Consider the following 26,822-nt stretch of genomic DNA (forward strand, 5'->3'; position numbering starts at 1 on the left):
TTCAAATTTATTCAATAGTTTTTTTTTGTTTTTTTTGAGAACTTGTTTACCGAATGACTTCCCGTCCGGAAGCGCCTTCCCATGATCGGACTTCATCTGCTGAAAGCGGCAGGGCATCCCCGTTCACGGAATGTTTCAAAACAGATGTGGCAGTCGCAAATTGTACAGTTTCTTCCGGGCCCATTCCGGTTAAGAAGCCGTGGAGCATCCCGGCAGCATAGGCATCCCCGCCACCGATCCGGTCTACGATCTGCTGCATATGGTAACGCCGGGATTGTGCAAAAATGCCGTCAGTCCAGAGCATGCCCTGCAGTTCATGACAGGACGGAGAGATCACATTCCGGTCTGTCGCATAGAGTGCGCGGAGATTTGGGTACTTGCGGCTAATTTCCCGGAAACAGGCTTCCATATTGTCGGGCACAGCCACCGATGCATCGATGCCAAAGAAGTTCCGGGCATCAAGATAGTTGGCGCAGCAGTAAGTTAGCATCGGCAAGATCGGAATAATGGCTGCCCTCGCCTCTTCCATCGTCCACATCGCCGGTCGGTAATTGATGTCAAAGCTGACCGGGATGCCACGGTCAAAAGCAGCTTTAACGAGGATTTGCCCGTAATATTTCCACGATTCGGACACAGCAAAGGTAATGCCGGTAATGTGGAAAAGGGACACATCTGCAAAAAGCCGGTCAAAATCCCACTCACCAATATCCATCTCCGAAAAGCTGGAGTTTTCCCTGTCATAGATCACTTTGGAATTGCGTAATGTACCTCCCTGTTCCAAAAAATAGATGCCAATCCGATTGCCGCCAATCAGAAGATGAGAGGTGTCAATGCTGTTTGCACGGAGGCTTCTTGCCGCCGCCGCTCCCAAAGGAGAATCTGGCACTTTGCTTGCAAACGCAACATCATGGCCAAAACTGGCAAGCGTTGTCGCAACATTGGCCTCCGCCCCGCCGTAATTTACATTTAAAGAATGGCTGCAGGATAAAAGATCCCCCGGAGAGGAGGAAAGGCGCAGCAAAATCTCTCCAAGTGTTAAAATTTCAGACATATTGACCCCTCGATTGCTGATGCACGGCTTCTGTCAACTGCTGATATTTGTCCATAAACGCTCTTGCTGTTTCAGTCACTTTTGCAAAATCATTGGTTTCGGCTGGTTTCAATAAGCTTCCGCCTACGCCAAGGATTTTACATCCTGCTTTTACCCAGTCTTCTATATTATCCAGGCTGATTCCGCCCGATGGCATGATTTCAAGTTGCGGCAACGGGGCCTTTACGTATTTTACAAAAGCCGGGCCGACAATATTGCTTGGGAACAGTTTAATCACTTCTGCACCCGCCTGCATGGCTGCTTTCATTTCATTTACCGTCATACAGCCCGGAATATAAGGAATTTGATATAGATTACAAAAAGCAGCTGTTTCTGGATCAAATGTCGGCGCAACGATGAATCTCGCCCCGGCCATCTGTGCCGTTTGCGCGGTCTGGGCATCCAAAACAGTGCCGGCTCCAACGATGACATCTTCACGGTCCTGATACAGTTCCGTAATTTTTTTTATGGCGATATCTGCATTTGGAACGGTAAAAGTCAATTCGATGCTTTTGATCCCACCAGAAATCAGTGCTTCCGTAATGTGCAAAGCTTTTTCAACGGAGTCTGTACGCAGCACGGCAACAATTCCATTTTTTTCTAATACCTGCAATGCCTGTGTTTTTTTCATGATAGACGCTCCTTTAATATTTCCATATGATAAATCACATTTATATATAATAAATACAATTTCATTTTACAACACTCCCTCTCCTATGTAAACCATTTCATGAAAATAAAATTAAAAACTTGTCCCGTGTCGGGAACAAGTTCTTTATCATTAGCCGTTCAGTTGGTTTTCAATTTTTTGCCGTGCTTCTAAGATACTTGAAATAATTTTTTGCTTCTTTTTTTCTGTTATCCGGAACATTGGGGCACTGACGCTCATTAACCCTTCGATTTTCCCGTTCCGCTTGATGACTACCGCAACGCAATAGATATCTTTTTCATTTTCCTGTTCGTCGATCGCATAACCACGCTGTTTGACTTCCCGGAGATCTTGTATCAGTTCTTCTGGATCAGTTAACGTATGCTCGGTTCTTTTTTCTATTTTTGTCCGCGCAAGGTATTGGCGGATTTCCTCTTCGCTTTGTTCAGCCAGGTATGCTTTCCCCATTGCGGAACAATAAAGCGGTAACGTATGCCCGACTTGCGAGCTTAAAATGATTTGCCCTTTTCCGTTCAACTTTTTCACGTACACCACATGTTCCTGCTCATAGATGCCAAGGTGGACGGTTTCACCAATCGTGTCATTCAGTTCTTCGAGTACAGATTCCGCCACGTTTACAATATTGAAAGATTTGCGGGCGGTTTCCCCGTAACGGATGAGCGCGGTGCCAAGCGTATATTTTTTTGTCTCTTCATCACGTTTTACAAAATCAATCGAACAAAGGGTAATTAAAATTTTTAAGACAGTAGATTTGCTTGTATTTAAAGCCGTGCAAATTTCCTGCAAACTCACCGGTCTCACCCGATATTCCAGATAGTCCAATATGTCTTTCGCACGAATCAGAACCGTGCCGTACGGTTTTTTCGTCTCCATCTTTTCAAACTCCCGTCTTTTTGAAGTATCCAAATAAGAAACTTTGAATACTCTCTTTATAGCATAATTTGAAAAGGATGTAAAACGGTTTGTCATGGCGCCAAGTCTAAGGTTCTTTAGAGACCCCACACCGGGAAACGTCCCGAAGGAAGGCAATTTTGACTTTGTAAGTTGCAATATAGCCATTCTGAAAATCCACATTGAAAGATCTATTATATTTCCATAATTTGTATGATTTTACTAAAAAGGATTCAGATCGCCCCCTAAATAAGTGCATACTTCTGCCATCTTCTCCTTCCACTTACCTATGTATGCTACTCATTTTAAAATGCTTTGCTTTTAGGTAAATTACTAAATATGTTTAACACTATATTTCTTTTCAAATTCTTCATACAACCTTTTGGATGCTAAGTTTATTTGTTTATTCTGGAAATTATCTAATAATTCAATAATTATTTCAGCAAGTAATTATATTTATACAGTCGTTGGTTCTTGTGCTTTAGATTCAATTTGTTTTTTCCTATCCCAGTAAGCAGTCATTACGTTTTTTTCAGTCAAGGGGGAAGTATGACCAAAGTGCAGAAAATGGCTATTGAAAATTCAGTTATTTTAACTAGATGGATATAATTTCTGTCAAGTGAGCGATTAAGTTAAATTAGGGTTTTGGATTTTTATTATCATTTTGTATCAATGAATATTTCAAGTAAAAGTATCTTTATTAAATTAAAGTGAAATAAGAAGATGATCCAAATCAAGGAGAGTAAAAAGGCGGATTAAAATACTTAAAATATCTTCAAATGAGTACCCATTTGATGGGGAATAAACCAAATTTTTCTTTAAGTAAAGAGTTAAGAGTAAATTTTACCCTAATGTAACAAATTATAGAGGGGCACGCCAACTGCTAATTACTGACAGTAATATTTATCTATCGTTTTTAAATATTATTTTATAGTTTCTGTAAAAAAGGCAGAACCTTACAATCATAAGATTCTGCTAAGTGAAATCGCTGCCGTCTATAAGTTAGTGGCGCGTTCTTTCATCGTTTCATCCCCATACCGTTCTAATTCAATTTCTTGTAATGTCTTTCCTTGGGTATTTGGAGCCATGACAATTCCAATGATTGCATGGATGATTAGAAATACGATCATCACGACACCTGCAACAACAAATCCAAGATTATCCATTAAGGTTGGTAAGACAAATGACCAAATGGCAATCCCGGCACGGACAATAAAGTACATAATTCCTTGTGCTGTTGCCCGATAGCGGGTTGGGAATAATTCGGTTGTCCATAATGCATAGAATGCTTGAGCACCGATACCTGCTGCTGAACCCCATAGAAGAACAAATGCGATTAAAGTAGGCCATGTCATCGGGCTTACGGTCAAAATAATCCATGCAACAACACCCATAATGGCACCAATTCCAAAAATTAGTTTCCTACTATATTTATCCGCTAATTTCATAAAGACGAAGTAAGTTGTAATAACTGTAAAAGTCCATAAAACTGATTGTAACCCATTTGCCTGTGCTGTACTTAATCCACCAACATTTTCATAAATGTAGGGCATGAAGTAACCCATTGCACCTGCAGTTAAATTCCAAAATAGATAAATACCAAGTAAAAGGATGAGTGCTTGACGATTGGCTTTAAGCGTAAACAACTCTTTTAAAGCATTTTTTTGAATTAATCCTTTTGTTATTTCCTTTTGTTCTTGCCTCTTTTGCTCTTCCCAAATTTTTGATTCCGGAAGACCTCTTCTTAAATACCAAATAAAGAATGCAATGATTAATAGATGAAGGAAAATTAATCTTGAACCTAACAATCCTAGAGGAGCAGCTAAAGTGGCTAATACGAAAGTGAGTGCCGGACCGATTGACCAAGCAAGCTGAGTAGCCCCAACACGAGATGCCCGTTTTTCTTTCGGTGCTTCTTCAGAGATATACGTCCAAGCTACAGGTACCCCGGCACCTACCGCCATTCCAATAATAATCGTTCCAAATAGCAGCATTGGGAAATTAATCGAAGCCGCTATGAGGGCTGCACCAAACATATAAATAAGTAAATCATAGTTGAATATAATTTTCCTCCCGTATCGGTCAGTTAAATAACCACCAATTAACGCACCGATTGCAGCACCAAAAGCGTTTGCACTTAAGGCACTTAAAAGACCAACCTTTACACTATTAAGACCTAAATATTCCTGCCATAAGGTAAGACTGCTGGCAGCGGCTATAATTGATCCGGCTTCGATGTAGTTCGTCATCGAAACGGCTAGAGTTGCCTTCCAACCAGTTACATTTTTAGCGGCAAACTTTTGGTTTTTCTGCATTTGTATCACGCTCCTCAGTATTGACTAATCCAGATGAAAAACTTCTTTTAAATCCTTTGATACGGGGCTGTTATCTGAATTCGTTTTCATAACCGGCTCCATAAAGGCCCACCATTTTTGATTAATTTTGGTTAAGGCCATTTGCTTCCATTTTTCTTCATCCTCAATTTCGATATAACCAAATAATTGATTTGTCTCTTTATCTAAAAAAATCGAGTAATTATGTGCACCGTGATTCTTTAACTCCTTTACCATTTCCGGCCAAATATCATTGTGGCGTTTTTCATATTCCTCATGTTGATCCGGGTAAACTTCCATGACAAATGCTTTTCGAATCATATTTTTTTCCCCTTTCAGATTTTATTATCCTATTAAAGAAAAATATAGTACCAAAATTAATAACTTATATACATATCTATAAGCGCTTACAAATCTATTTAAATACATTTTTCTCTATGTTACAATAACAAATAAACATATAATTAGTATCATTTTTACAGGTGGGGTGATTTGAAGTGAACAGAAAAGTCATTGAACTACTAAAAGAATATACTCCACAAGAACGTGCTCAACTTATAGAAAAAAAGTTTGTGGATAATATCCCTGATCATGTCAAAGAACAAAATAAGGATACGTTTAAAATCTTAAATACACTTTTTTACAATAATAAAGAAATTTATGTCAGTAAACACAATCGGTTTTCGGATTACCCGCTCCATTCCCATCAATTTTTAGAGATTAATTATGTGTTATCGGGGCAGTGTACACAAATTGTAGAAGGCAGAACAGTAACACTTTCAAAAGGTGATATTATTTTACTTGATATCGGCTGCAGTCATTCGATCAAAGCATTATCTGAGGACGATTTGATGGTCAATATCATATTTGGGGATCGTTCAATTAATATCCAGTGGTTGAACGATTTAAAAGCAAGTAATAATATAATTCATGAGTTTTTATTAAATGTGGTAAGAGGTGTAAATAATACAGAGAAATACATCATTTATCGGAATCATACAGATTCTGATATAACGGTGGTACTGGAAAAAATTATTGAGGAATATTATTTAAATAGACCTTTTTCAAATACGATTATTAGTAATTATCTTACCATCCTTTTCACTGAACTAATGAGGAATTATCATATTAAAGCGAAGGAAAAAATCACTCCACACCAATCACTCATTTTAAATATTTTAAAAGATATAGAGGAGAATTATATAGATATTTCACTTCAGTTAATTGCAGACAAGTATGGGTATAATAAAAACTATTTGGGTAATCTCATAAAGAAACAAACAAATTATACGTTTATTGAATTGGTGACGAGGCAAAAGTTAATTAAAGCGCATACTCTCATCATATCAACGTCAATGCCGATTAATGATATCATTTATACAGTAGGATTTTCCAGTAAAAACTTCTTTTATGACAAATACAAACAATTTTACCATTGCTTACCAAATGAAAGTAGAAAAATGAATCGATAACCAGTCGAATAGAAGCATAGTTTTATAATATCCCTATTTGTTTTTGTTCGGATTTGTATCATTCCATAACAAATTTTAATTCATTTTGGATAGATATGATCATGCTGTTATTATTAATAAACTATCATGACTTTAGCTTAATAGACATTTATTTTGGAGGCGAAGAAATGGACATGAAGTTGGACCAAATTGCCATCTATTACAATGAAGGGACGAAAGAATTTCATATCCAAGGTTTGAATTTTAGCTATATATTCAAGGTTTTAAAAAATAACCAACTAGGTCATATATTTTATGGAAAAAGGATTCACCACCGAGCATCATTTTCCCATATGCTTAAAATCAAACCGAGGGCAAATTCCACTGTACAATTTGAGGATGATCCGGCATTTTCCTTGGAGATGATTAAGCAGGAGTATCCATCCTATGGAACGACGGATTTTCGTGAGCCTGCATTTCAAATTGTTTATGAGAATGGTAGCCGTATTTCGAACTTTGAGTATAAGGAACATAAAATTTATAAGGGGAAACCCAGATTAGATGGGCTACCGGCAACCTATATAGAAAATGAAAATGAAGCTATTACTTTGGAAATCCACTTGTTTGACGAACTAACGGCTACAGAGATCATTTTACTATATACCGTTTTTGCTCAATTTAATGTTCTTACGCGGAGTGCGAAGTTTATTAATAAAGGAAAACAAGCATTGAATTTAACAAGGGTCATGAGTGCAAATATTGATTTCTTTGATGCCGATTTTGAAATGATCCATCTGTCCGGGGCTTGGGCAAGAGAAAGACATGTGAAAAATCGAAAACTGGAAGTAGGCATCCAAAGCATATCAAGTACTAGAGGAAATGCAAGCAGTCCACACCATAACCCGTTCATTGCTTTAAAAAGGCCGGATGCGACTGAACATCAAGGGGAAGTGTACGGGTTCAGTCTCGTTTATAGTGGAAACTTTTTGGCACAAGTTGAAGTTGATAACTTTGAAATTGCCCGTGTATCGTTGGGCATCAATCCATTTGATTTTAACTGGCTATTAGAGAGGGGAGAATCGTTTCAGACACCTGAAGCGGTGATGGTATACTCGGACCAAGGCTTAAATGGAATGAGTCAGACGTACCATGAACTTTATCGAACCAGGCTAGCCAGAGGAAAATGGCGGGACAAAATGAGACCTGTTTTGATTAATAATTGGGAAGCAACATACTTTTCATTTCATGAAGAGAAATTACTGGAGATAGCTAAAGTTGCCAAAGGCCTCGGGGTAGAATTATTTGTATTGGATGATGGATGGTTTGGACAAAGAAATAATAGCAAAACATCTTTAGGGGATTGGTTTGTTAATCACGAAAAAATACCAAGTGGAATTGATGGTCTGTCGCGGAAAATCAATGATCTCGGTTTAGCATTCGGCTTGTGGATTGAACCGGAAATGATTTCAAAGCAAAGTAAGTTATACAGTGAGCATCCTGATTGGTTGATCCAAGTTCCGGGCAGGAGACAATCGCCGGGAAGAAACCAGTTCGTACTGGATTTTTCGAGGAAGGAAGTTGTTGATCATATTTATGAAATGATGGCAAAATTGCTTTCCACTGCATCAATTTCTTATATCAAATGGGATATGAACCGCTATATGACTGAAATAGGATCGGCGACTTTACCGGCTGAACGCCAAAGGGAATTATCTCACCGTTATATTTTAGGTGTTTACCGTTTGTATGAACGATTGACCAGTGAATTCCCCCATGTTTTATTTGAATCGTGTGCCGCTGGTGGAGCACGTTTTGATCCGGGAATGCTTTATTATGCCCCGCAAACATGGACAAGTGATGATACAGATGCCGTTGAACGATTAAAAATCCAATACGGTACATCTTTTGTTTACCCATTAAGTGCGATAGGTGCACATGTTTCTGCCATACCAAATCACCAAGTTAAACGGTTGACCAATCTCCATATGAGGGCTGCTGTTGCCTACTTCGGTGTCTTCGGTTACGAACTTGATGTTACAACAATGTCAGAATACGACAGGGCATGTATGCGTGAACAAATCAATTTTTATAAGAAACATCGTGAACTGATTCAAAAAGGGATCTTTTATCGGTTATTGAGTCCCTTTGTTGGAAGCGGTAATGATACTGCATGGATGGTTGTTTCAAAGGATAAGAAAGAAGCGATCATAGGTTATTTTCAAGTTCTGGCAAAACCAAATTCTAAATACAAAAAACTGCTATTAAAAGGTCTGGATCCGAATACAGAATATGAAATCGAGGGTTCAAGTGTAACACATTATGGAGATGAACTGATGAATTTCGGTCTTGTATTGGAAGAAGGAAATGTTGTCGTTGATCAGAGTGGTTATAAACAATCCGGTGATTTTACGGCGCAACTTTTTGTCATGAAGGCAAAAAGATAGGTTTTGTAATTTTTAATTTCCTAATCTGCGGTCTAGCACCACCAGCTTTATTGGGTGGTGTTTTACTGCCAAATATGGGGAAGCTTGGAGTTTGGAAAATATTAAAGTTATCCATAGTTCTAGGTTATCCACAATACAATAATTCCTATAAAATTTTCCCTGCCTAACACGATTTTTTATAAACCATAGCAGGATTTCTTAACCTGATATCGAAAATTGTATATAATCCCCCCTTACTTATTCATCCTGATTCAATTGCACAAATCACTTTCATTCCTAAGTATGGAATCATATTTTAAAAAGGAGTGACAACATGCCTGTTCTTACCTACGTTTATGAAGATGCAGGTACGTCAAGGTATACAGATCATGACCAACTTTTTAAAGAACTAATTCATACGTTTTTCGCAGAATTTCTCGAGTTGTTTTTTCCCGAAGTGCATAAGTATATCGACTTTTCGGCGATTCGGCCGCTTTCCGAGGAAGTATTCACCGATCTCTTGGGAGGCGAAAGTCGGCGTGCCGATATCGTTATTGAAGCAACATTAAAAGGGGAAGAAACAATACTCATTATTCATGTCGAACCACAAAGCTACTATCAAGCAAATTTCCATGAGCGCATGTATCTTTACTTTAGCTTGCTTTATAATAAATATAGGAAACCAATTTTACCCATAGCAGTCTTTACGTATGATAAAAATTATAACGAGAAAAATGAATTTACGATGAGCTTTCCATTCTTCCATGTATTAAACTTTCAATTTTTAACATTGACATTGCGAAAATTGCGTTGGCGTGATTTTATTCACTCGAACAACCCGGTTGCGGCAGCACTACTCTGTAAAATGGGCTTTACAGAAGCAGAAAGGGTTGAAGTGAAGAAGGAATTTTTGCGAATGCTGGTTCGAATGCAACTTGACCCGGCACGTCAACGGTTGATCTATGGTTTTTTTGAAAGGTATTTAAAATTGACCGATGAGGAGGAGAAAGTTCTCATGCAAGAGGTTAACAAATTAGATCCTGAATTAGCAAGCAAAATTATGGAATTGCCGATTTCTTATGAGGAAAAAGGGAAGGAAATTGGAAGAAATGAAGAAAAAAGAAAAATAGCTCAAAAAATGATAAAGGAAGGCTTTCAATTAAACACCATTGCAAAAATTATTGAATTACCCGTGGAGGAAATCAAACTAATCATGGAAAAAGGCAATGATTAACCATATTTTGAAGACTGTTGTGACAGGATTAACCATCGTGGTTTAATAATTTTGTAAAATTCCGAAATAATTTACAGATTGGGATTTTCCTTATAGTGGTAGGTTTGAAAGTTTATTCGAAACATACTACAAGATTTTCGATAAAGATAGGAAAAATATTTTTTCAATTGTCCTTGTCACACATCCTTCATACAGACAACTTTCTAAATTTCATCATCAGTTTTATGGGACAAGCATTCTATTTCGATTTCAGGTTCACCATTTATTCGACTTCTCGGAAATTCAACTATTAAAGTCGAATAATCCATTTGCTCTTGCGCTATTAGCCGGCCAGTACCAAGCAAAAACAAGAACAAATCCCGAAGAACGGTACACATACAAATTAAAACTCATAGAAATAATAAAGAAAAGATATCCATTTGGCGAATCAGATATCGGGATTAAGTTATTGAAGTTTGTTGACAATATTTTATACTTACCTCATGAATTAAATGAGCAGTATATCCAAGAGGTTTACCAAATTTTTAATAAGGAGGGTATGGACATGGCTCAAGCGGAAAAGACAAAAGAAATTATTACCTTTGGTGAGTTACTTGAGAGATGGAAAAAGGAAGGTAAAGAAGAAGGAAGAAAAGTAGGTAGAAAAGAAGGAATTGAGGAAGGAAAAAGAGAAGGGCAATTCCTCGAGCGGAGAAAGATGGCACAAAAAATGGCGAATGCAGGTTTAGACATAGAAACGATTATTTCATTAACCGGTTTTTCGGAGGATGAGATAAAGCAGATTTTAAAAGAAGGCTAAACCGTGTCGATTCTTAACCTCTTCCAGAATTCAGCTGTACATAAACTGACTTGAAATTCATACGATTCCCTATTTTTCATAAAGAAAGGGCATAAACAAGATGAAAGATTTCCCGGATGAAGAACAAATTTGGATCAAACATATAAACAATGCATTCGATTTCCCTTTTAAGGCAAAAGTCATAGAGTGGCAGGAGCCCGGTACAATCGTTCTGCAGGGAGATGTGTTAAACGTTCACGCCATAAGTGATTTTGATGAAAAATATGGAATTCTTGTAAATACAAGATTTGGTAGGAAAAAGGTAGTTTTCCCACTGCTAGATTTGGAGCCTACGCACATGAACGAAAAGCAAAAACAAATCCTTGAAGACTATGGTGAATGGTTTATAAACAGTCGCTAACATAAATTTAATGATTTATATCATAACCGCCAGCCTTTTTTTTCAGGTTTGGTGGTTACCTCTTTTTTTCAGCAAATTATGTTAAGCTAAGGCACCCCACTTTAAAGGTCCAACTGTCCCAAAATTCGTGGCGAGTAAATGAACGGAAGTGAGTGAAAATGAATCAAATCATCCTACATAGAATATATGATAAATCCATAACCCCGGAAGGAATCCGTATCCTAATCGATCGACTTTGGCCTAGGGGACTCAAGAAGGAAGATGCCAACATTGATTATTGGTTTAAAGAGGTAGCACCGTCTAGTGAGTTGAGAAAGTGGTTTGGCCATAAACCGGAGCGATTCGAGGAATTCCGCTTAAAATATTTCCAAGAGCTCAGGAATGATGAAGAGAAATGTCAAAAAGTCGACGAAATTTGCCAAATGTTGGATGAAAACAATGTCATACTCCTCTACGGTGCAAAAGATACCGAAAAGAATCACGCAGTAGTATTAAAAGAAGAGATATTAAATAGATGTGAGATGTAATCATGCTGGAAAAATCATTAGTCCATTCTTACTAACAGAGCATGTCCATCCTAAACGATATTTGTTATAATGGAAAAAGAGTCTTTCAATAATATTATCGGTTAGTGAGGGATATTTCATGAGTTGGAAAGAAATTGCTGATAAGTGGTTAAACAATGAATCACTGGATGGAGATTTAAAGGAACAACTATATAAGCTGAAAGAAGATGAAAAGTCCTTAGAAGAACTCTTTTACAAAAATCTCGAATTTGGTACAGGTGGAATGCGTGGGGAAATTGGACCGGGTACAAACCGGATGAATATTTATACTATTCGTAAAGCATCGGAGGGTCTTGCACAATATTTATTAAGCCAAGGTGAAGAGAGTGCAAAACGAGGCGTCGTTATTAGCTACGATTCGAGACATATGTCACCTGAATTTGCCTTAGAAGTGGCGAAAACAGTTGGGAAACATGGCATTAAGTCCTATCTATTCTCAGAATTGCGACCAACACCTGAACTATCTTTTGCCGTTCGTCATTTAGGAGCTGCTGCCGGTGTTATGGTCACAGCCAGTCATAACCCACCTGAATACAATGGTTATAAAGTTTATGGGGATGACGGTGGTCAGCTTCCGCCAAAACAGGCAGATGCACTTACCAACTTTGTAAACAGTGTAGAAAATGAACTGTCAATCGAAGTAACTGGAAAAGAAGAATTATTGGCAAATGGCTTACTTCAATACATTGGTGAGGACATTGATCAAATTTATTTGGGAAATGTTGCCAAAATTCAACTAAATAAAGAAATTGTTGAAAAAGTTGGTGAAGAATTAAAAATCGTCTTTACACCATTACATGGAACAGCAAATAAATTAGTTCAAGAGGGGTTAAAACAATTTGGGTTTAAAAACGTGACAGTTGTAAAAGAACAAGAACAACCGGATCCTAATTTCTCAACGGTAAAATCACCAAACCCGGAAGAACATGCTGCTTTTGAACTGGCGATTAAATACGGGAAGGAAATAGATGCTGACATTTTATTAGGTACTGACCCGGATTCGGACCGGCTCGGGGTTGCCGTAAAAAATGCAGAAGGTGAATATCAAGTGTTGACCGGAAACCAAACCGGCGCCATTATGCTCCACTACTTGTTATCACAAAAGGCAGAAAAGGGATTACTTCCTGAAAATGGTATCGTTCTAAAAACGATTGTTACTTCGGAAATCGGTCGTGCAATTGCGGAAAGTTTTGGAATTCCGACATTTGATACATTAACCGGCTTTAAATTCATCGGTGAAAAAATCAAAGAATATGAGAAAACAGGTAAACATACCTTCCTATTTGGCTATGAAGAAAGTTACGGCTATTTAATTGGTGATTTTGTCCGCGATAAGGATGCTGTACAAGCGGCCATTTTTGCGGCAGAAGTGGCAGCTTACTACAAAGCTCAAGGAAAAAGCTTGTATGATGCATTAATGGAGATTTTTGAAAAATACAGCTATTACAAAGAAGCATTATCATCCTTGACATTAAAAGGAAAAGACGGAGCCGAACAAATTGCGAACATTTTAGAAGAATTCCGTTCCAATCCGCCAAAGGAAATAGCCGGTATTCGCGTGACTGCTGTGGAGGATTATAAAGCAAGCATCCGCAAACAATTAAGCAATGGTAAATTAAATCCAATCAGTTTACCAAAATCCAACGTCTTGAAATACTTCCTTGAAGACGGATCCTGGTTCTGTGTCCGCCCATCCGGTACGGAGCCAAAATGTAAATTCTACTTTGCTGTCAAGGGGTCCTCTTTAAATGAAAGTGAACAGCTAGTCAACAATTTACAACAAGCAGTTATGGAGAAGGTCCACCATATTGTTGGAATGTAAATGAAAAAAATTGTAAGGCTGAATTTAACAAGTAAATAATAGGCTGAACTAATTCTTTAATAAGTTAAAATATTGACTGAGTCTGTTTAAAACGCAGACTCTTTTTTACTAAAAATAAGTAAAATTTTGTTGTTAATTTTACTTATATATTTTATAATAAAGATGAAAGTGAAAAGAATAATGTAGGATTCAAACAAGTAAAAAATTGACTTTTTATAAAGTGAGGTTTAGCTATGAAAATTGAACAGCTGGCAAATGAGTTTACAAAAGTATTCGGTGGAAGCGGTTACCGGATGTTTTTCGCCCCGGGAAGAATCAATTTAATCGGTGAACATACCGATTATAACGGGGGGCATGTTTTTCCTTGTGCAATTACATTTGGTACGTATGCATTGGCAAACAAAAGAACTGACCGGAAAATCCGCATGTATTCTGTAAATTTTCCTGAAATTGGGGTAGTCGAGTTTGACCTTGACCATTTAGAATATGACTTGAACCACAATTGGGCAAATTATCCAAAAGGAATGATTAGTTATATTAAAGAAGCTGGATATCAAATTGATTCCGGTCTTGATGTGTTATTTTACGGGAATATTCCAAATGGTGCCGGGCTTTCTTCATCGGCTTCCATTGAATTAGTTACCGGTGTTATGTTGGAAGGACTTTTTAAATTGAAAGTAGACCGTATTGATTTAGTAAAACTCGGACAAAAAGTGGAAAACCAGTTTATCGGTGTTAACAGTGGAATCATGGATCAATTTGCTGTTGGAATGGGTAAAAAAAATCACGGAATTTTACTGGATTGTCATACATTGAAATACGAATATGCTCCAATTGAAATGGAAGACTACCGGATTGTCATTATGAATACGAATAAACGTAGAGAATTGGCTGATTCTAAGTACAATGAGAGAAGAAGTGAATGTGAAAAAGCTCTCAAAGATTTACAAAAACATGTACAGATTAACAGTTTAGGCAGTTTATCACCCGATGAATTTGACCGTTTACAAATGGAAATTAAAGATCCCATTCACAGAAAACGTGCCAAACATGCCGTATATGAAAATGATCGAACAATAAAGGCGCTCGCAGCACTAAAACAAAACGATCTGGAACAGTTTGGCCAATTAATTAATCAATCCCATATTTCCTTGCGAGATGATTATGAGGTAACAGGGAAAGAATTGGATACGATTGTTGAAGCGGCTTGGAACCAAGAAGGTGTTCTCGGTGCGAGGATGACCGGAGCCGGTTTTGGCGGTTGTGCCATTGCGATCGTTGAGAAAGACAAAGTGGATGCATTTATCAAGGAAGTCGGTAAAATTTACGAAGAGAAAATTGGTTATAAGGCTGAATTTTACATCGTTACAGCCGGTGAAGGTGCAAAAGAAATTCACTCGAAAAACATCAGTCTAGGCGCTTGAAAAAACTTTATAAATGAATACGGGTATCCCACTTTTGTGTGTTCAAAAGGAAGTTTTTGGAAAATAAGTATTTCTTAGTACCGGAGCGTATATTTTTCACGCCGGCGAAGAGAAACCTGTTGGATTGGTCGGTATGCAAAACAGTTTAGGCCGGAGCGTATGTTTTTCATACGTAAAAAGAGGTAAGCTTTTTTCCGGACTTTTGAAACATTCTTCTTTTATTTTCTTGGTGCTTGGAGAATCTGATATAGTAAAATAGAAGTAAAATGAAACGAGGGTGATATGAATGAGTATTTTAGTTTTGGGCGGTGCCGGCTACATCGGCTCCCATGCTGTTTATCAATTAATTGACCGTGGCTATGAAGTGGTTGTTGTCGATAATTTACAAACCGGTCACAAAAAGGCGGTACATCCGAAAGCAACATTTTATGAAGGCGATATTCGCAATCGAGACTTTTTGAATAATGTGTTTCATAATGAACAAATCGACGGGGTTATCCATTTCGCCGCTAACTCGCTCGTTGGAGAATCAATGGTTGATCCGTTGAAATATTATGATAACAATGTATATGGAACACAAATTTTACTGGAAGCGATGCGCAATGCAGGGGTACGTCATATCGTCTTCTCATCCACTGCAGCGACCTATGGAGAACCGAAATCTGTACCGATTACAGAAAATATGCCGACTGTTCCGACAAATACGTACGGAGAAACAAAATTGACCATGGAAAAAATGATGGCTTGGTGTGAAAAAGCCTTTGATTTAAAATATGTCGCCTTACGATATTTCAATGTGGCGGGGGCTCGTGGAACAGGAGAAATTGGAGAAGATCATCATCCTGAAACCCACTTAATTCCGGTTGTACTTGAAACAGCATTAGGAAAACGTGAATATATAACCGTCTTTGGTGAAGATTATCCAACAAAAGACGGAACATGTATCCGTGACTATATCCATGTAGAAGATTTAATCGATGCACATATTTTGGCGCTAAACTACTTGCAAAATGGAGGCGAAAGTTCTGTTTTCAATTTAGGCAGCAGTCAAGGCTTTTCCGTAAAAGAAATTATTGACATGGCTCGCAAGGTAACCGGTAAAGAAATTCCGGCAAAAATTGGAGAAAGACGTCTAGGGGATCCAAGTGTCCTTATCGCTTCTTCTGAAAAGGCAAAGAACATATTAGGCTGGAATCCGGCGAAAACAAATATTGAACAGATCATTAAAGACGCATGGAATTGGCACAGCAATCATCCAAATGGATATGAAGACTGAAGGTGTTTTTCATGATTGATCAAACCATTCAACAATTAATAAATGAAGCGATCCATCAGGCTATCATTGACCCGATGGACGAAATTTACGTCCGCAATCAAATTTTATCATTGCTGAATCTGGATGATTTTCAAGTCCAAGATACTTCGAAATTACCAAAAGATGTACCGGTTGACCCGGACCTCATTATTCCGGAATTGTTGGAGAAAATTGTTCAATATGCGGTGAAAAACGGAATCATAGAGGATTATTTAGATGCAAAAGAAATATTTTCTGCAAAAATCATGAATTGTTTTCTTGCAAGTCCTTCCGTGGTTAATCAACGCTTTTATGAAAAATATGAGAACTCACCGGTTGCAGCAACGGATTATTTTTACCAATTAAGTAAAAACAGTAATTATATTCAAATGAACCGAATCAAAAAAAATATTGTATTCAAAGCTCCGACTGAATATGGAAATTTGGATATTACAATCAATTTGTCTAAGCCGGAAAAAGATCCGAAACAAATTGCCAAAGAGCGGTCGGCTCCCCAAAAAGGCGGGTACCCTACATGTCTATTATGTATTGAAAATGAAGGGTATGCAGGGCGAATCGGGCATCCGGCAAGGTCCAATCACCGTATGATCCGGATGAATATTCGCGGAGAGGAATGGTATTTACAATATTCTCCGTATGTATATTACAATGAGCATTGTATTTTGCTGTCGAAAACCCATCGAAACATGTTCATTTCCCGGGAAACTTTTGGAAGATTGCTTGACTTTGTCGAAAGGTTCCCACATTATTTTCTTGGTTCGAATGCGGATTTGCCTATTGTCGGCGGTTCTATTCTTTCCCATGACCATTATCAGGGTGGGCACTATGAATTTCCCATGGCTGTTGCTGAAGAAGAATATGCCTTTTCTGTTCAAGGCTTTTCCAATGTTACTTGCTCGATTCTCAAATGGCCTATGTCGGTTATTCGTTTGAGAAGTAGTAAAAAGGATGATGTTATCGAGTTGTCTGACCGTATTTTGGAGAAGTGGAAAACATATAGTGATCCGGTTGCAGAAATTATTGCTTTTACAGGTAGCACACCACATAACACGATCACGCCGATTGCAAGAATCCGTGACGGTCAATATGAAATGGACCTTGTTTTAAGGAATAATCGGACGAGTGAAGAACATCCACTAGGAATCTTTCATCCACATAAAGAAGTACATCATATTAAGAAAGAGAATATCGGTTTAATTGAAGTGATGGGCCTGGCGGTGTTGCCGGCACGTCTGAAAAATGAATTGGTAGAGGTTGGAAAATTTTTGTGCAATCAACCAAATGAAATTGCTGACTACCATCTACCTTGGGCGGAGCAGCTTAAACAAAAATATGATGGAGAAATTAATGAACAAAATGTGAAAAAAATTGTTAAAGTTGAAGTGGGTAATAAGTTTTTACAAGTTTTAATGGATGCCGGTGTATTTAAAAGAGATACAAAAGGAAAAGCGGCTTTTCAAAGATTTATTGAAACGTTAAATAAGTAGGATGGCGGGCAGCTTCCTTGGAACAAATGAGTTTAATAAAAACCATTTTGACAAAAGCTGAATGGATGCACGAAATGTCGAATGAAGGCCAATCAAATTGAATAATAAAATTTTAAAAAGGGATGAGTAAAGCACGAAATGTTGAGGCAATTAAATTACTTAATATCATTTAACAAAGGATGAACAAAAGCATTAAAGGTCGAATCAAATTGAACAATAACATTTTGGCAAAGGGTGAACGAAAGCAAGAACTATTGACAAGAAAGCCCATTTATTTTATTAAACACATTTTGACAAGGGCTGTCCCAAAAATAAATATAGGTGGTGTGAGATTGTGAATATAACTACAAAAGAGTTTGGAATAGTGGATGAAGAAAAAGTTTATCTTTATACCCTTGAAAATGATCGTGGGATGAAATTATCTTGTACGAATTTCGGATGTGTTGTTACAGAAATTTTGGCTCCTGATCGAAATGGTATATTCGAAAATGTTGTCTTGGGATTCAATAATGTTGACCAATATATTCAACACAAAACCTACTTTGGTGCTGTAGTTGGCAGAGTTGCCGGTCGAATTAAAGATGCTGAATTTGAGCTAGATGGAAAGCAATATATTTTGCCGAAAACAGAAGGAAATAATCATATACACGGCGGGGTAAAAGGTTTGCATGAACGGGTATGGCTGGCAGAACCAATTGAACAAAAAAATGCTGTTGGTATGAAATTTACTTATTTTAGTAAAAATGGAGAAGAAGGCTACCCGGGAAATGTTGAGTTAACGGTTACTTATTTAATGACAAATGATAACCAATGGATATTTACTTGCCATGCAACAACTGACCAAAAGACAATATTAAATGTGACCAATCATTCGTATTTTAATTTAACCGGTCAAGTGAAGGATGATATTTTAAATCATGAACTGACATTGAAATGTGACCGTTTCCTTGAATTGGACAAGGAACTTTTGCCAACGGGTAACATAATAAATGTTGAAAATACAGTATTTGATTTTAGACAGGGCCGGAAGATAATCGATGGTGTCCACTCAAACCATCCGCAAAACATATTAGTTGGGAATGGTTATGATCACCCGTTTATTTTTACAGAAAATCATAACCGGGAGATTTTCTTAAAGGAATCGGTAAGTGGTCGAACCTTGACAGTTGAGACGAATCAACCATGTGTAGTATTGTATTCTAGTAATCAACTTCAAGGAGATTTTACAATACAGGAAGGCGTTCAAGCAAGAAAATATTTAGGCCTTTGTCTGGAAACCCAAGGATTACCTGATGCCATCCACCACCCACATTTTCCTTCAATTGTTTTAGACAAAGGGGAAACTTATGAGTTGAAAACCGTTTATTCATTTGGCGTGGAGCAGGCTTAACATGAAGATTGCTGCAGGATCAGTGAAGAAATCAGGCGGAAAACGATTCAGAAAACTTGAAGGGAAGAAAGGAGGGAAATAGTAGATGGCAACAATTAAGGATATTGCGGAAAAGGCTGGTGTTTCTATTGCAACGGTTTCAAGAGTTCTTAATTATGATCAAACTCTTTCTGTCACAGATGAAACAAGAAAACGGATTTTTGAGATTGCTGAATCACTGTCGTATAAGAAAAAATCAGTAAGAAAGACAAATATTCCAACAAAGATTGCAATCATTAGCTGGTATACAGAAGAGGAAGAGTTAGAAGATCTTTATTATTTGTCAATTAGTATAGGAATTACGGACCGATGTCAACAGCGAAACATTAGTGCTGTAAAATATTTTTATAGTAGCTACGAGGATTTACAGGAATTTGGTGATGTTCGCGGAATTATTGCTGTCGGTAAATTTAGTACGGCTCAGGCGGAGAAATTGATGAATATTACGGATAATATTATTTTTGTCGATTGCAGTCCCGATGATGATCGCTTTGATTCCGTAGTCGTCGATTTTGAACGGGCAACAAAAAGTGTGATTGATTATTTACTTGCGAAAGGTCATAAATCAATCGGATATATCGGTGGCAGAGAAACATATCGTGATCAGTCGGACAATATTCTCGACTTAAGAGAAAAGACATTCCGTCAGTATTTGTCTGATCACGGTCAGTTTAATGAATCCGCTGTGTACATCGGCAATTTTACAGTCAAAGATGGTTATCGCTTAATGAAACAAGCGATACATGACCATGGAAATAATTTACCTACCGCTTTTTTTGCCGGTAATGATCAAATTGCAATTGGCTGTCTTCAGGCTTTAAACGAGGAAAATATCCACGTTCCTGAAGAGGTAAACATAATTGGATTGAATGATATCAGCGTTTCAAAATATGTCTATCCATCCTTGTCAACGGTAAAAGTGCATACGGAATTAATGGGCGAGACTGCAGTAGACTTGTTAGTGGAAAGAATCGAGGGAAGAACTATTCCTAAAAAAGTTTTTATAGCGACTAATTTGATTATTCGAGACAGTAGCTTTTAACTGGACATTTTTAGAAAAGACCTCAGGTAGCCGTAACAAAAATATTAAGTATTGCGGTCGGCAGTAAAACAAAACGTGTCTCGACCACAAAAAGTTTAACATGTGTTTACTCCATATCAAATCGTGTCCTTACTTTATATAGGTTGTAAATAGACTTTATGCATATCTACATGTCAAAAAATAATAAACTCCTTGAAAACCTGGATCTGACACTGTTTTCAAGGAGTTTTTATCATTTGTACTGTCAAAGACGGATAAAAAAACTTGGGGATCCGAGTTTTTTATAAATGTGTTTACAGGGATAACCCCATCATGTACGATGCTTAGATTATTTAATCCGCAATTCAGTTTCTGTATCAAAGAAGTGCGCTTTGTTTAAATCTAGGCCTAATTTTACTTTGTCTCCGGCTTTTATTTGGTTACGTGCATCAATCCGTGCGACGAAATCATGTCCGGCAAGAGAAGAGTACAGCATTAATTCGGCACCGGTTAATTCGGCAACTTCAATGTTAACTTCAATGACATCATCAGGGAATGACTCGATAAATACCGGTTCATCATGAATATCTTCCGGACGAATACCGAAGATTACTTCTTTTCCTACGTAGCCGTTGTCTTTTAATAATTTTAACTTGCCGCCCGGGATTTTCAGACGAACTTTTTCATCAAGTACAACATATTCACCTTCAATTTTTGCTTTAAAGAAGTTCATTGCCGGTGAACCGATGAATCCACCAACGAAAACATTTTCCGGATTGTCATAAACTTCTTTTGGTGAACCGACTTGTTGAATAACCCCATCTTTCATAACAACAATCCGAGTAGCCATGGTCATTGCTTCTGTTTGGTCATGGGTTACGTAAATGGTCGTTGTATTTAAGCGTTGATGAAGTTTGGCAATTTCCGCACGCATTTGTACCCGTAATTTTGCATCCAAGTTTGATAAAGGCTCATCCATTAAGAATACTTTTGCATCCCGAACGATGGCACGTCCTAAAGCAACCCGTTGCCGTTGACCACCGGATAAGGCTTTCGGTTTCCGGTCTAAATATTGTTCAAGTCCTAAAATATTTGCAGCATCTTTTACCCGTTTGTCAATTTCATCTTTTGGCATTTTTCTCAGTTTTAATCCGAATGCCATATTATCATAAACCGTCATATGCGGATATAATGCATAGTTTTGGAAAACCATCGCGATATCCCGATCTTTTGGCGGGACATCATTCACTAATTTATCATCGATGTACAGTTCTCCCTTTGAAATTTCTTCAAGTCCGGCAATCATCCGTAAAGTTGTTGACTTCCCGCAACCGGATGGACCGACGAAAACAATAAATTCCTTATCTTGAATATGAAGATTGAAATCAGATACAGCGGTTACTTTGTTATCATAGATTTTGTAAATGTGATTGAGTTTTAAATCTGCCATTTTTCCATTCCTCCTGTGAAAACGATTTCTCCTATAAGTAAATTTTAGTGAAAATGTTTTCAATTGTGAATGGACAAAGTGCACAAAGAAACCAGGTGATTTTTTGTCACATTGTTCATGAGGAGTACTTACTTATGAAGAAAATTGGCCTCCGTCTATATACAGTGAGGCATCGGCAAATATACTGATAAAATAAACGGAAATGGCTCCTTGAAACTTTTTAATATCAATGCTCGTATGCTCAATGAATTTATCAATTTTGTATTGTAGGCTATTTCGATGCATGTACAATTCTTTTGCTGACAAGCTTGTATTAAAATTATTTTCAAGATATTTTTTAATAATTTTTACCATTTCCTTATCCCCTTGAAAAATATCCTGGTATTCCTGTTCTAAAATCGGGATTAAACGGTGCCATTCAGTTGTCATCATGACAATTGGAAAAGCATGAATAAATGAGAAAATATGTTTTTGCGGATAAACGTTTCTTCCCATTTTAAAATAATATTGTTCACGGAAAAACCGTTCTTTTAACTTTTGAGAAACTTCAAAGAACCTTCCGATATAAAAATCAACCTTAATATAAAAATCTGCTAAAATGGCGTCCTTAAAGGAATCAAAATCTTTTTCCGTTAAAAAATCATTCATTTCCTTTTCAATGATGATACCTGTTTTTTTATCAAACCAAACGAAAGCGACCCGGTCTTGAATAAATGATTCCACAGCATCTACAAAATCGTGATAATCGTTTATTTCTTCCAGATGGAACTGAATGAAGCGGATACGTCCACTATTACCTGGGAGTTTTCCATCATTTAGCAAAAATTGATACCAAGCCTTTTGTTCAACTTGGCTGTTTAAAAATTCAGGTGTTTCTTCAACAAGCGTATATTTCGTTTCAAGCAACAATTTTTCACGCTCAGTAACCGATGATTTTTTTATTGTGAAATATTGCTTGGTCGACTCATCGTAAAAACAAAAGCATTCATCGTCGTAGGAAGGTAGATCCTGAATTACGGCATCCGGATACAGTTTTAAAATATTTTTATGCATCTCTAATCCTCATCCTTTAGTATTAGGTCCTCTTTTAGAAATTTTTTGAAGAAATTTACCCTTTGTTTAGGCAATAGGCAAATCGTCAATAGTTTCAAGTTTGGCAAAAAGCTTTTACCCTCAGTGGGTCCAATTCATTTTAAATAAGTATTTACTCGAACAGACTTGGAATAATCATATAGTTTGGATTTTAAAAACGTCTCCTAGCAAAGTATCTATAGTTAATTTTATCCTGATTTTTCATGGAACATCAAGTTCTATATTTTTAAAGGGCCTGTGTTCAATTAAAGGGGGCCTATCCGTTTCAGCTCCATTTCATCCGGTTTTGTCCCTGTCAATTAGATTTAGAAATTTTAATAGAGACATTTAGGTGAAAAATTAGCATTTTTAGAAAAACAATAGTTACATTCATATGGTATATTATGTTAAAATAGTCTGGTATAAAGGAAGAAAGAAAGAAGGAATAATCATATGTTCGGTTTGTTAATTATTTTAGTACTGGTTCTATTCTTACCTTTTACAGTAAAAGCGATTGAACATAACTTAGAGTACTTTCTGTTTGTTATGGGGATTCTTGCCGCGATAATCGGAGGCGTGTTGGATGTTGAATTATTTATGCACGCTCTGGAAGATCCAATTAAAATCACTTTAGCGGTATTCATAGCGGGTGTGCTCTTTAAATGGTTCCAGACCCAATTGGGTAATGCAATCAATACAATAAGCCATAAAATGCCATTTCCGTTATTTATTGCATTAGTTGTTATTGGTTTGGGACTGCTTTCAAGTATTATTACTGCTATTATTGCCGCTCTTGTATTAGTATTGATTATTAGTAATCTTTCACTACAAAGAAGACATGAAGTACTATTGACGGTTATCTCTTGTTTTTCAATCGGACTCGGAGCCGCTTTGACGCCGATTGGGGAACCGTTATCCACCATTGTTGTAAGTAAGATGAATGAAGACTTCTTTTATTTGATTGATTTGGTCGGGCCATTTATTATTCCTGGAGTAATTCTTTTAGGGATTTTTGCCGCTTTTGCAGTCAAACGTAGAGAAGGGGCTGGCCTTCAATCGACCGGTGAATCGGAATCATATAAAGAAATATTTGTCCGTGCCGTCAAAATTTATTTATTCGTTTTCGGTTTGACCATGTTAGGTGCAGGTTTTGAACCGTTAATTAATGCGTATTTGCTTGATTTAAGTCCGAGAATTCTTTATTGGGTTAATATTATCTCAGCCGTTCTTGACAACGCAACTTTAGCTGCGGCTGAAATTAGTCCGGCTATGAGTCAAAGTACGATTGAAGCTATTTTGATGGGATTACTTATTAGTGGGGGTATGTTAATCCCGGGTAATATTCCTAATATTATCTCGGCCGGTAAACTAAATATAACAAGTAAAGAATGGGCAAGAGTCGGGCTTCCGTTTGGCATGGTCATCATGGTTGTGTATTTTGTTATTTTACTTATAAGCGGATTATAAAAGGAGAAGACTTTTGCGCCTGTCGCTATCGCTTTCGGCGCAGAAATACTTTTGCGCCTGTCGCTATCGCTATCGGCGCAAAATCAGAGGTGTCTCAGTTGGAGACACCTCTGATTTTGTTGCTATTTGTTTCGTTTGTAGATTAAAATAGAAATGAAAGAGTGTCTGTTTTTCTGAAACTAATCGCATGTCTTTTTCGTAATACTAATATCGAATGAAACTTGAATGGTTAATGGAGATAAAAGGATAGTTACCGATTAAAGTAATTATTCAGTTCTCTTTTATGGGAGTGATAATCTTGAAAACATTTTTGTTTTTTATGCTTAGAACATTTACAGCCGGGTTTGCGATGGTCATGATTTGGTTGATCAGTTTTTTTGGATTTGACCAAAGTTTCTTATGGTCATCCGTTTTTGGCTTAATTGGCGGTACTGCGGTATATTACGGGATGAAGGTAGGTACTCAATCGCAATTTTTACGAAGAAACGGTTTAACGAGAAAAGAATATAAACTAGTTGAAGAAAATTTAAAAGAAGCGAAACAGAAAATTCACCGTCTACAAAAGGCATTTATCCAGATTCAAAATTTAACGAATGCAAAACAAAATTTTGAAACATTACGGGTTATTTATAAAATATACAATATCACAAAGAAAGAACCAAGACGATTTTTTCTTGCAGATGAATTTTATTATTCGCACTTGGAATCTATTGTTGAGTTAGCCGAAAAATATACGTTTCTCGCATCGCAGCCGGCAAAAACAGTGGACTTGGCAAAATCTTTGCGAGAAACTAGAGAAACAATGGATGATCTGGTAAAACTAATCGAACAAGATTTACACTCGATGATTGAAGGGGATATAAACAACTTAAATTTTGAAATTGATGTAGCAAAGAAATTTATTGAACGAAAATGAAGGCAGGAGGTAGCTAAATGGTTGAGAAGGAAAAATTAACCGGTGATATAGATGATTTATTGGCCAACCCTTTTGGAGATCTGTCTAAAGAATCGGCCGAGAATAAGCAGGAATTGCAAGAAGCAGGAAAACAAATGGGAATGGATTTGTTTAATAAAGTTGGAGAAACGAAACCGAAAAAAATTATTGAAACATTGCCGGATGAGGATAAACAGCGGGCATACCAATTAGCTAATCAAATTGACCCGAAAAATCAAACATCCATTTCTCTTTACGGAACACAGGCCCAATCCAAATTAATGAATTTCTCTTCCACAATGCTTGACCATGTGAAGAGCGGAAACATCGGTGAGATTGGTGAAATTATAACGGATTTAATGAAAAAATTAGATCAAGTAAATCCTGATGAATTACAAGTGGAGAAACGGAATATTTTTTCAAGGATGTTTGGAAAAATGTCGCGCTCCGTTAATGAAATTTTAGCAAGATACCAAAAAACCGGTGCGCAAATTGACCGAATCACCGTCCGTCTTGAACATTGCAAAAACACATTAATCAAAGACAATACGTTGCTTGACCAGATGTATGAAAAAAATAAAGAGTATTTTCAGGCGTTAAATATTTATATTGCTGCTGGAGAAGTGAAATTAGAGGAACTGCATACGAAACTTATTCCCGAATTGAAACGGAAAGCGGAACAATCAGGGGATCAAATGGCATATCAAGAAGTTAACGATATGATCCAGTTTGCGGACCGTCTGGAAAAGAGGTTACATGACTTAAAATTAAGCAGGCAAATCACGATTCAAAGTGCACCGCAAATCCGGATGATTCAAAATACGAATCAGACGTTGATGGAAAAGATTCAAACATCCATTACAACGGCGATTCCGCTGTGGAAAAATCAGATTGCCATTGCCTTGACATTATTAAGGCAACGAAAAGCGGTAGAGGCTCAAAAACAAGTATCGCAAACAACAAATGACTTACTTCTGAAAAACTCAGAAATGCTCAAAACAAATTCAATTGAAGTTGCCAAAGAAAATGAACGGGGAATTGTTGATATTGAAACATTGAAGAAAACACAGGAAAATCTTGTATCAACACTGGAAGAAACATTAAGAATACAAGCAGAAGGTCGGGCAAAACGCCATCAAGCAGAACAAGAACTCGTTACAATGGAAGAACAATTGAAACAAAAACTATTGCAAATTCGAGAAAATTAATTTTGTGAACCATCAGTTAGAATTCTCAATAAATGAGGATAACTGGTGGTTTTTTTATATACATATGCTAGAAGAAATGATTTTATATGACAATGAAAGGGATAACTAATTAGTCACACTCTAGGTTTTATATATTACTAACATTAATAGTTTGACAATGGTATTAATTCCTAGTTATATTAATATTAATAATAATAATAAAGCGGTATTAAATAATGTGAATTTGGCACAATTAATTATGAATGAGCGTTCATTCTTATTTCGGAAAAATATTGCGCCAAAGTCAGATTATTCTATTCAGGAAACGCTTTGTTATTGTTTATCAAATTTTAAAAGG

General features: G+C 37.1%; 22 protein-coding genes. 15 read left to right on the forward strand and 7 right to left on the reverse strand.

Features of this window, described 5'->3' with window-relative positions; genetic code table 11:
* Nucleotides 1–46: 46 nt before the first annotated feature.
* The 5 genes from NSQ14_RS02415 to rhaM form a co-directional block, all read right to left on the reverse strand.
* On the reverse strand, nucleotides 47–1,051 hold the full coding sequence (locus NSQ14_RS02415; protein WP_343190679.1) for a sugar kinase: 1,005 nt from the start codon (nucleotides 1,049–1,051) through the stop codon (nucleotides 47–49).
* Nucleotides 1,044–1,721, reverse strand: coding sequence for a bifunctional 2-keto-4-hydroxyglutarate aldolase/2-keto-3-deoxy-6-phosphogluconate aldolase (locus tag NSQ14_RS02420; protein ID WP_343190680.1), 678 nt, complete (start codon nucleotides 1,719–1,721; stop codon nucleotides 1,044–1,046). The genes NSQ14_RS02415 and NSQ14_RS02420 overlap by 8 nt, the downstream gene beginning before the upstream one ends.
* A 150-nt stretch (nucleotides 1,722–1,871) precedes the next feature.
* On the reverse strand, nucleotides 1,872–2,633 hold the full coding sequence (locus NSQ14_RS02425; RefSeq protein ID WP_343190681.1) for an IclR family transcriptional regulator: 762 nt from the start codon (nucleotides 2,631–2,633) through the stop codon (nucleotides 1,872–1,874).
* A 1,013-nt stretch (nucleotides 2,634–3,646) separates the two neighbouring features.
* A complete protein-coding gene (locus NSQ14_RS02430) occupies nucleotides 3,647–4,966 on the reverse strand; it encodes an MFS transporter (RefSeq protein ID WP_346206939.1) in 1,320 nt (439 codons plus the stop codon).
* A gap of 24 nt (nucleotides 4,967–4,990) precedes the next feature.
* Nucleotides 4,991–5,305 carry an L-rhamnose mutarotase gene (gene rhaM, locus NSQ14_RS02435; protein WP_346206940.1) on the reverse strand — a complete coding sequence of 105 codons (315 nt, stop codon included), beginning with the start codon at nucleotides 5,303–5,305 and terminating at the stop codon, nucleotides 4,991–4,993.
* A gap of 176 nt (nucleotides 5,306–5,481) precedes the next feature.
* Here rhaM and NSQ14_RS02440 point away from each other — a divergent pair, with 176 nt between their 5' ends.
* From NSQ14_RS02440 to NSQ14_RS02495, 12 genes are all read left to right on the forward strand, one after another.
* On the forward strand, nucleotides 5,482–6,456 hold the full coding sequence (locus tag NSQ14_RS02440; RefSeq protein ID WP_346206941.1) for an AraC family transcriptional regulator: 975 nt from the start codon (nucleotides 5,482–5,484) through the stop codon (nucleotides 6,454–6,456).
* A gap of 188 nt (nucleotides 6,457–6,644) precedes the next feature.
* Nucleotides 6,645–8,879 (forward strand): alpha-galactosidase, encoded by a 2,235-nt coding sequence (locus NSQ14_RS02445; RefSeq protein ID WP_346217103.1) that lies wholly within the window; start codon nucleotides 6,645–6,647, stop codon nucleotides 8,877–8,879.
* Nucleotides 8,880–9,192: 313 nt separating this feature from the next.
* Nucleotides 9,193–10,092 (forward strand): transposase, encoded by a 900-nt coding sequence (locus NSQ14_RS02450; protein ID WP_341287085.1) that lies wholly within the window; start codon nucleotides 9,193–9,195, stop codon nucleotides 10,090–10,092.
* Nucleotides 10,093–10,636: 544 nt separating this feature from the next.
* Entirely contained in the window at nucleotides 10,637–10,891 is a 255-nt protein-coding gene (locus NSQ14_RS02455; protein WP_346206943.1) for a hypothetical protein, read from the forward strand.
* Between the two features lie 100 nt (nucleotides 10,892–10,991).
* Nucleotides 10,992–11,291 (forward strand): calcium-binding protein, encoded by a 300-nt coding sequence (locus NSQ14_RS02460; protein WP_041845439.1) that lies wholly within the window; start codon nucleotides 10,992–10,994, stop codon nucleotides 11,289–11,291.
* Between the two features lie 158 nt (nucleotides 11,292–11,449).
* Nucleotides 11,450–11,818: a DUF488 domain-containing protein gene (locus NSQ14_RS02465; RefSeq protein ID WP_041845438.1), complete on the forward strand. Its 369-nt coding sequence runs from the start codon at nucleotides 11,450–11,452 to the stop codon at nucleotides 11,816–11,818.
* Between the two features lie 118 nt (nucleotides 11,819–11,936).
* Nucleotides 11,937–13,679, forward strand: coding sequence for a phospho-sugar mutase (locus tag NSQ14_RS02470; protein ID WP_346216822.1), 1,743 nt, complete (start codon nucleotides 11,937–11,939; stop codon nucleotides 13,677–13,679).
* Nucleotides 13,680–13,912: 233 nt separating this feature from the next.
* Complete coding sequence (locus NSQ14_RS02475) at nucleotides 13,913–15,103, forward strand: galactokinase (protein WP_346208116.1); 1,191 nt, start codon at nucleotides 13,913–13,915, stop codon at nucleotides 15,101–15,103.
* A gap of 286 nt (nucleotides 15,104–15,389) precedes the next feature.
* Nucleotides 15,390–16,379, forward strand: a complete 990-nt coding sequence (gene galE, locus NSQ14_RS02480; RefSeq protein WP_041847507.1) for a UDP-glucose 4-epimerase GalE — start codon at nucleotides 15,390–15,392, stop codon at nucleotides 16,377–16,379.
* A gap of 11 nt (nucleotides 16,380–16,390) precedes the next feature.
* Nucleotides 16,391–17,905, forward strand: coding sequence for a UDP-glucose--hexose-1-phosphate uridylyltransferase (galT, locus tag NSQ14_RS02485; protein ID WP_346208117.1), 1,515 nt, complete (start codon nucleotides 16,391–16,393; stop codon nucleotides 17,903–17,905).
* A gap of 334 nt (nucleotides 17,906–18,239) precedes the next feature.
* A complete protein-coding gene (locus tag NSQ14_RS02490) occupies nucleotides 18,240–19,295 on the forward strand; it encodes an aldose epimerase family protein (RefSeq protein WP_346208118.1) in 1,056 nt (351 codons plus the stop codon).
* 85 nt (nucleotides 19,296–19,380) lie between these two features.
* Nucleotides 19,381–20,376, forward strand: coding sequence for a LacI family DNA-binding transcriptional regulator (locus NSQ14_RS02495; protein WP_034767761.1), 996 nt, complete (start codon nucleotides 19,381–19,383; stop codon nucleotides 20,374–20,376).
* A gap of 328 nt (nucleotides 20,377–20,704) precedes the next feature.
* On the opposite strand, the gene NSQ14_RS02500 is transcribed toward NSQ14_RS02495, so the two are convergent.
* Both NSQ14_RS02500 and NSQ14_RS02505 read right to left on the reverse strand, forming a co-directional pair.
* Nucleotides 20,705–21,805: an ABC transporter ATP-binding protein gene (locus tag NSQ14_RS02500; RefSeq protein WP_108897470.1), complete on the reverse strand. Its 1,101-nt coding sequence runs from the start codon at nucleotides 21,803–21,805 to the stop codon at nucleotides 20,705–20,707.
* A 132-nt stretch (nucleotides 21,806–21,937) separates the two neighbouring features.
* Nucleotides 21,938–22,858 (reverse strand): helix-turn-helix domain-containing protein, encoded by a 921-nt coding sequence (locus NSQ14_RS02505; RefSeq protein WP_052480353.1) that lies wholly within the window; start codon nucleotides 22,856–22,858, stop codon nucleotides 21,938–21,940.
* Between the two features lie 471 nt (nucleotides 22,859–23,329).
* On the opposite strand from NSQ14_RS02505, the gene NSQ14_RS02510 reads away from it, so the two are divergent.
* The 3 genes from NSQ14_RS02510 to NSQ14_RS02520 all read left to right on the forward strand — a co-directional run bounded on the left by NSQ14_RS02510 (nucleotide 23,330) and on the right by NSQ14_RS02520 (nucleotide 26,485).
* Nucleotides 23,330–24,343, forward strand: coding sequence for a DUF1646 family protein (locus NSQ14_RS02510; RefSeq protein WP_034767771.1), 1,014 nt, complete (start codon nucleotides 23,330–23,332; stop codon nucleotides 24,341–24,343).
* 298 nt (nucleotides 24,344–24,641) lie between these two features.
* Entirely contained in the window at nucleotides 24,642–25,259 is a 618-nt protein-coding gene (locus NSQ14_RS02515; RefSeq protein WP_227092238.1) for a 5-bromo-4-chloroindolyl phosphate hydrolysis family protein, read from the forward strand.
* Nucleotides 25,260–25,393: 134 nt separating this feature from the next.
* A complete protein-coding gene (locus NSQ14_RS02520; RefSeq protein WP_412097936.1) occupies nucleotides 25,394–26,485 on the forward strand; it encodes a toxic anion resistance protein in 1,092 nt (363 codons plus the stop codon).
* Nucleotides 26,486–26,822 lie beyond the last annotated feature (337 nt).

It is taken from the genome of Caldifermentibacillus hisashii, assembly GCF_039654145.1.
Classification (GTDB): Bacteria; Bacillota; Bacilli; order Bacillales; family Caldibacillaceae; genus Caldifermentibacillus; species Caldifermentibacillus hisashii.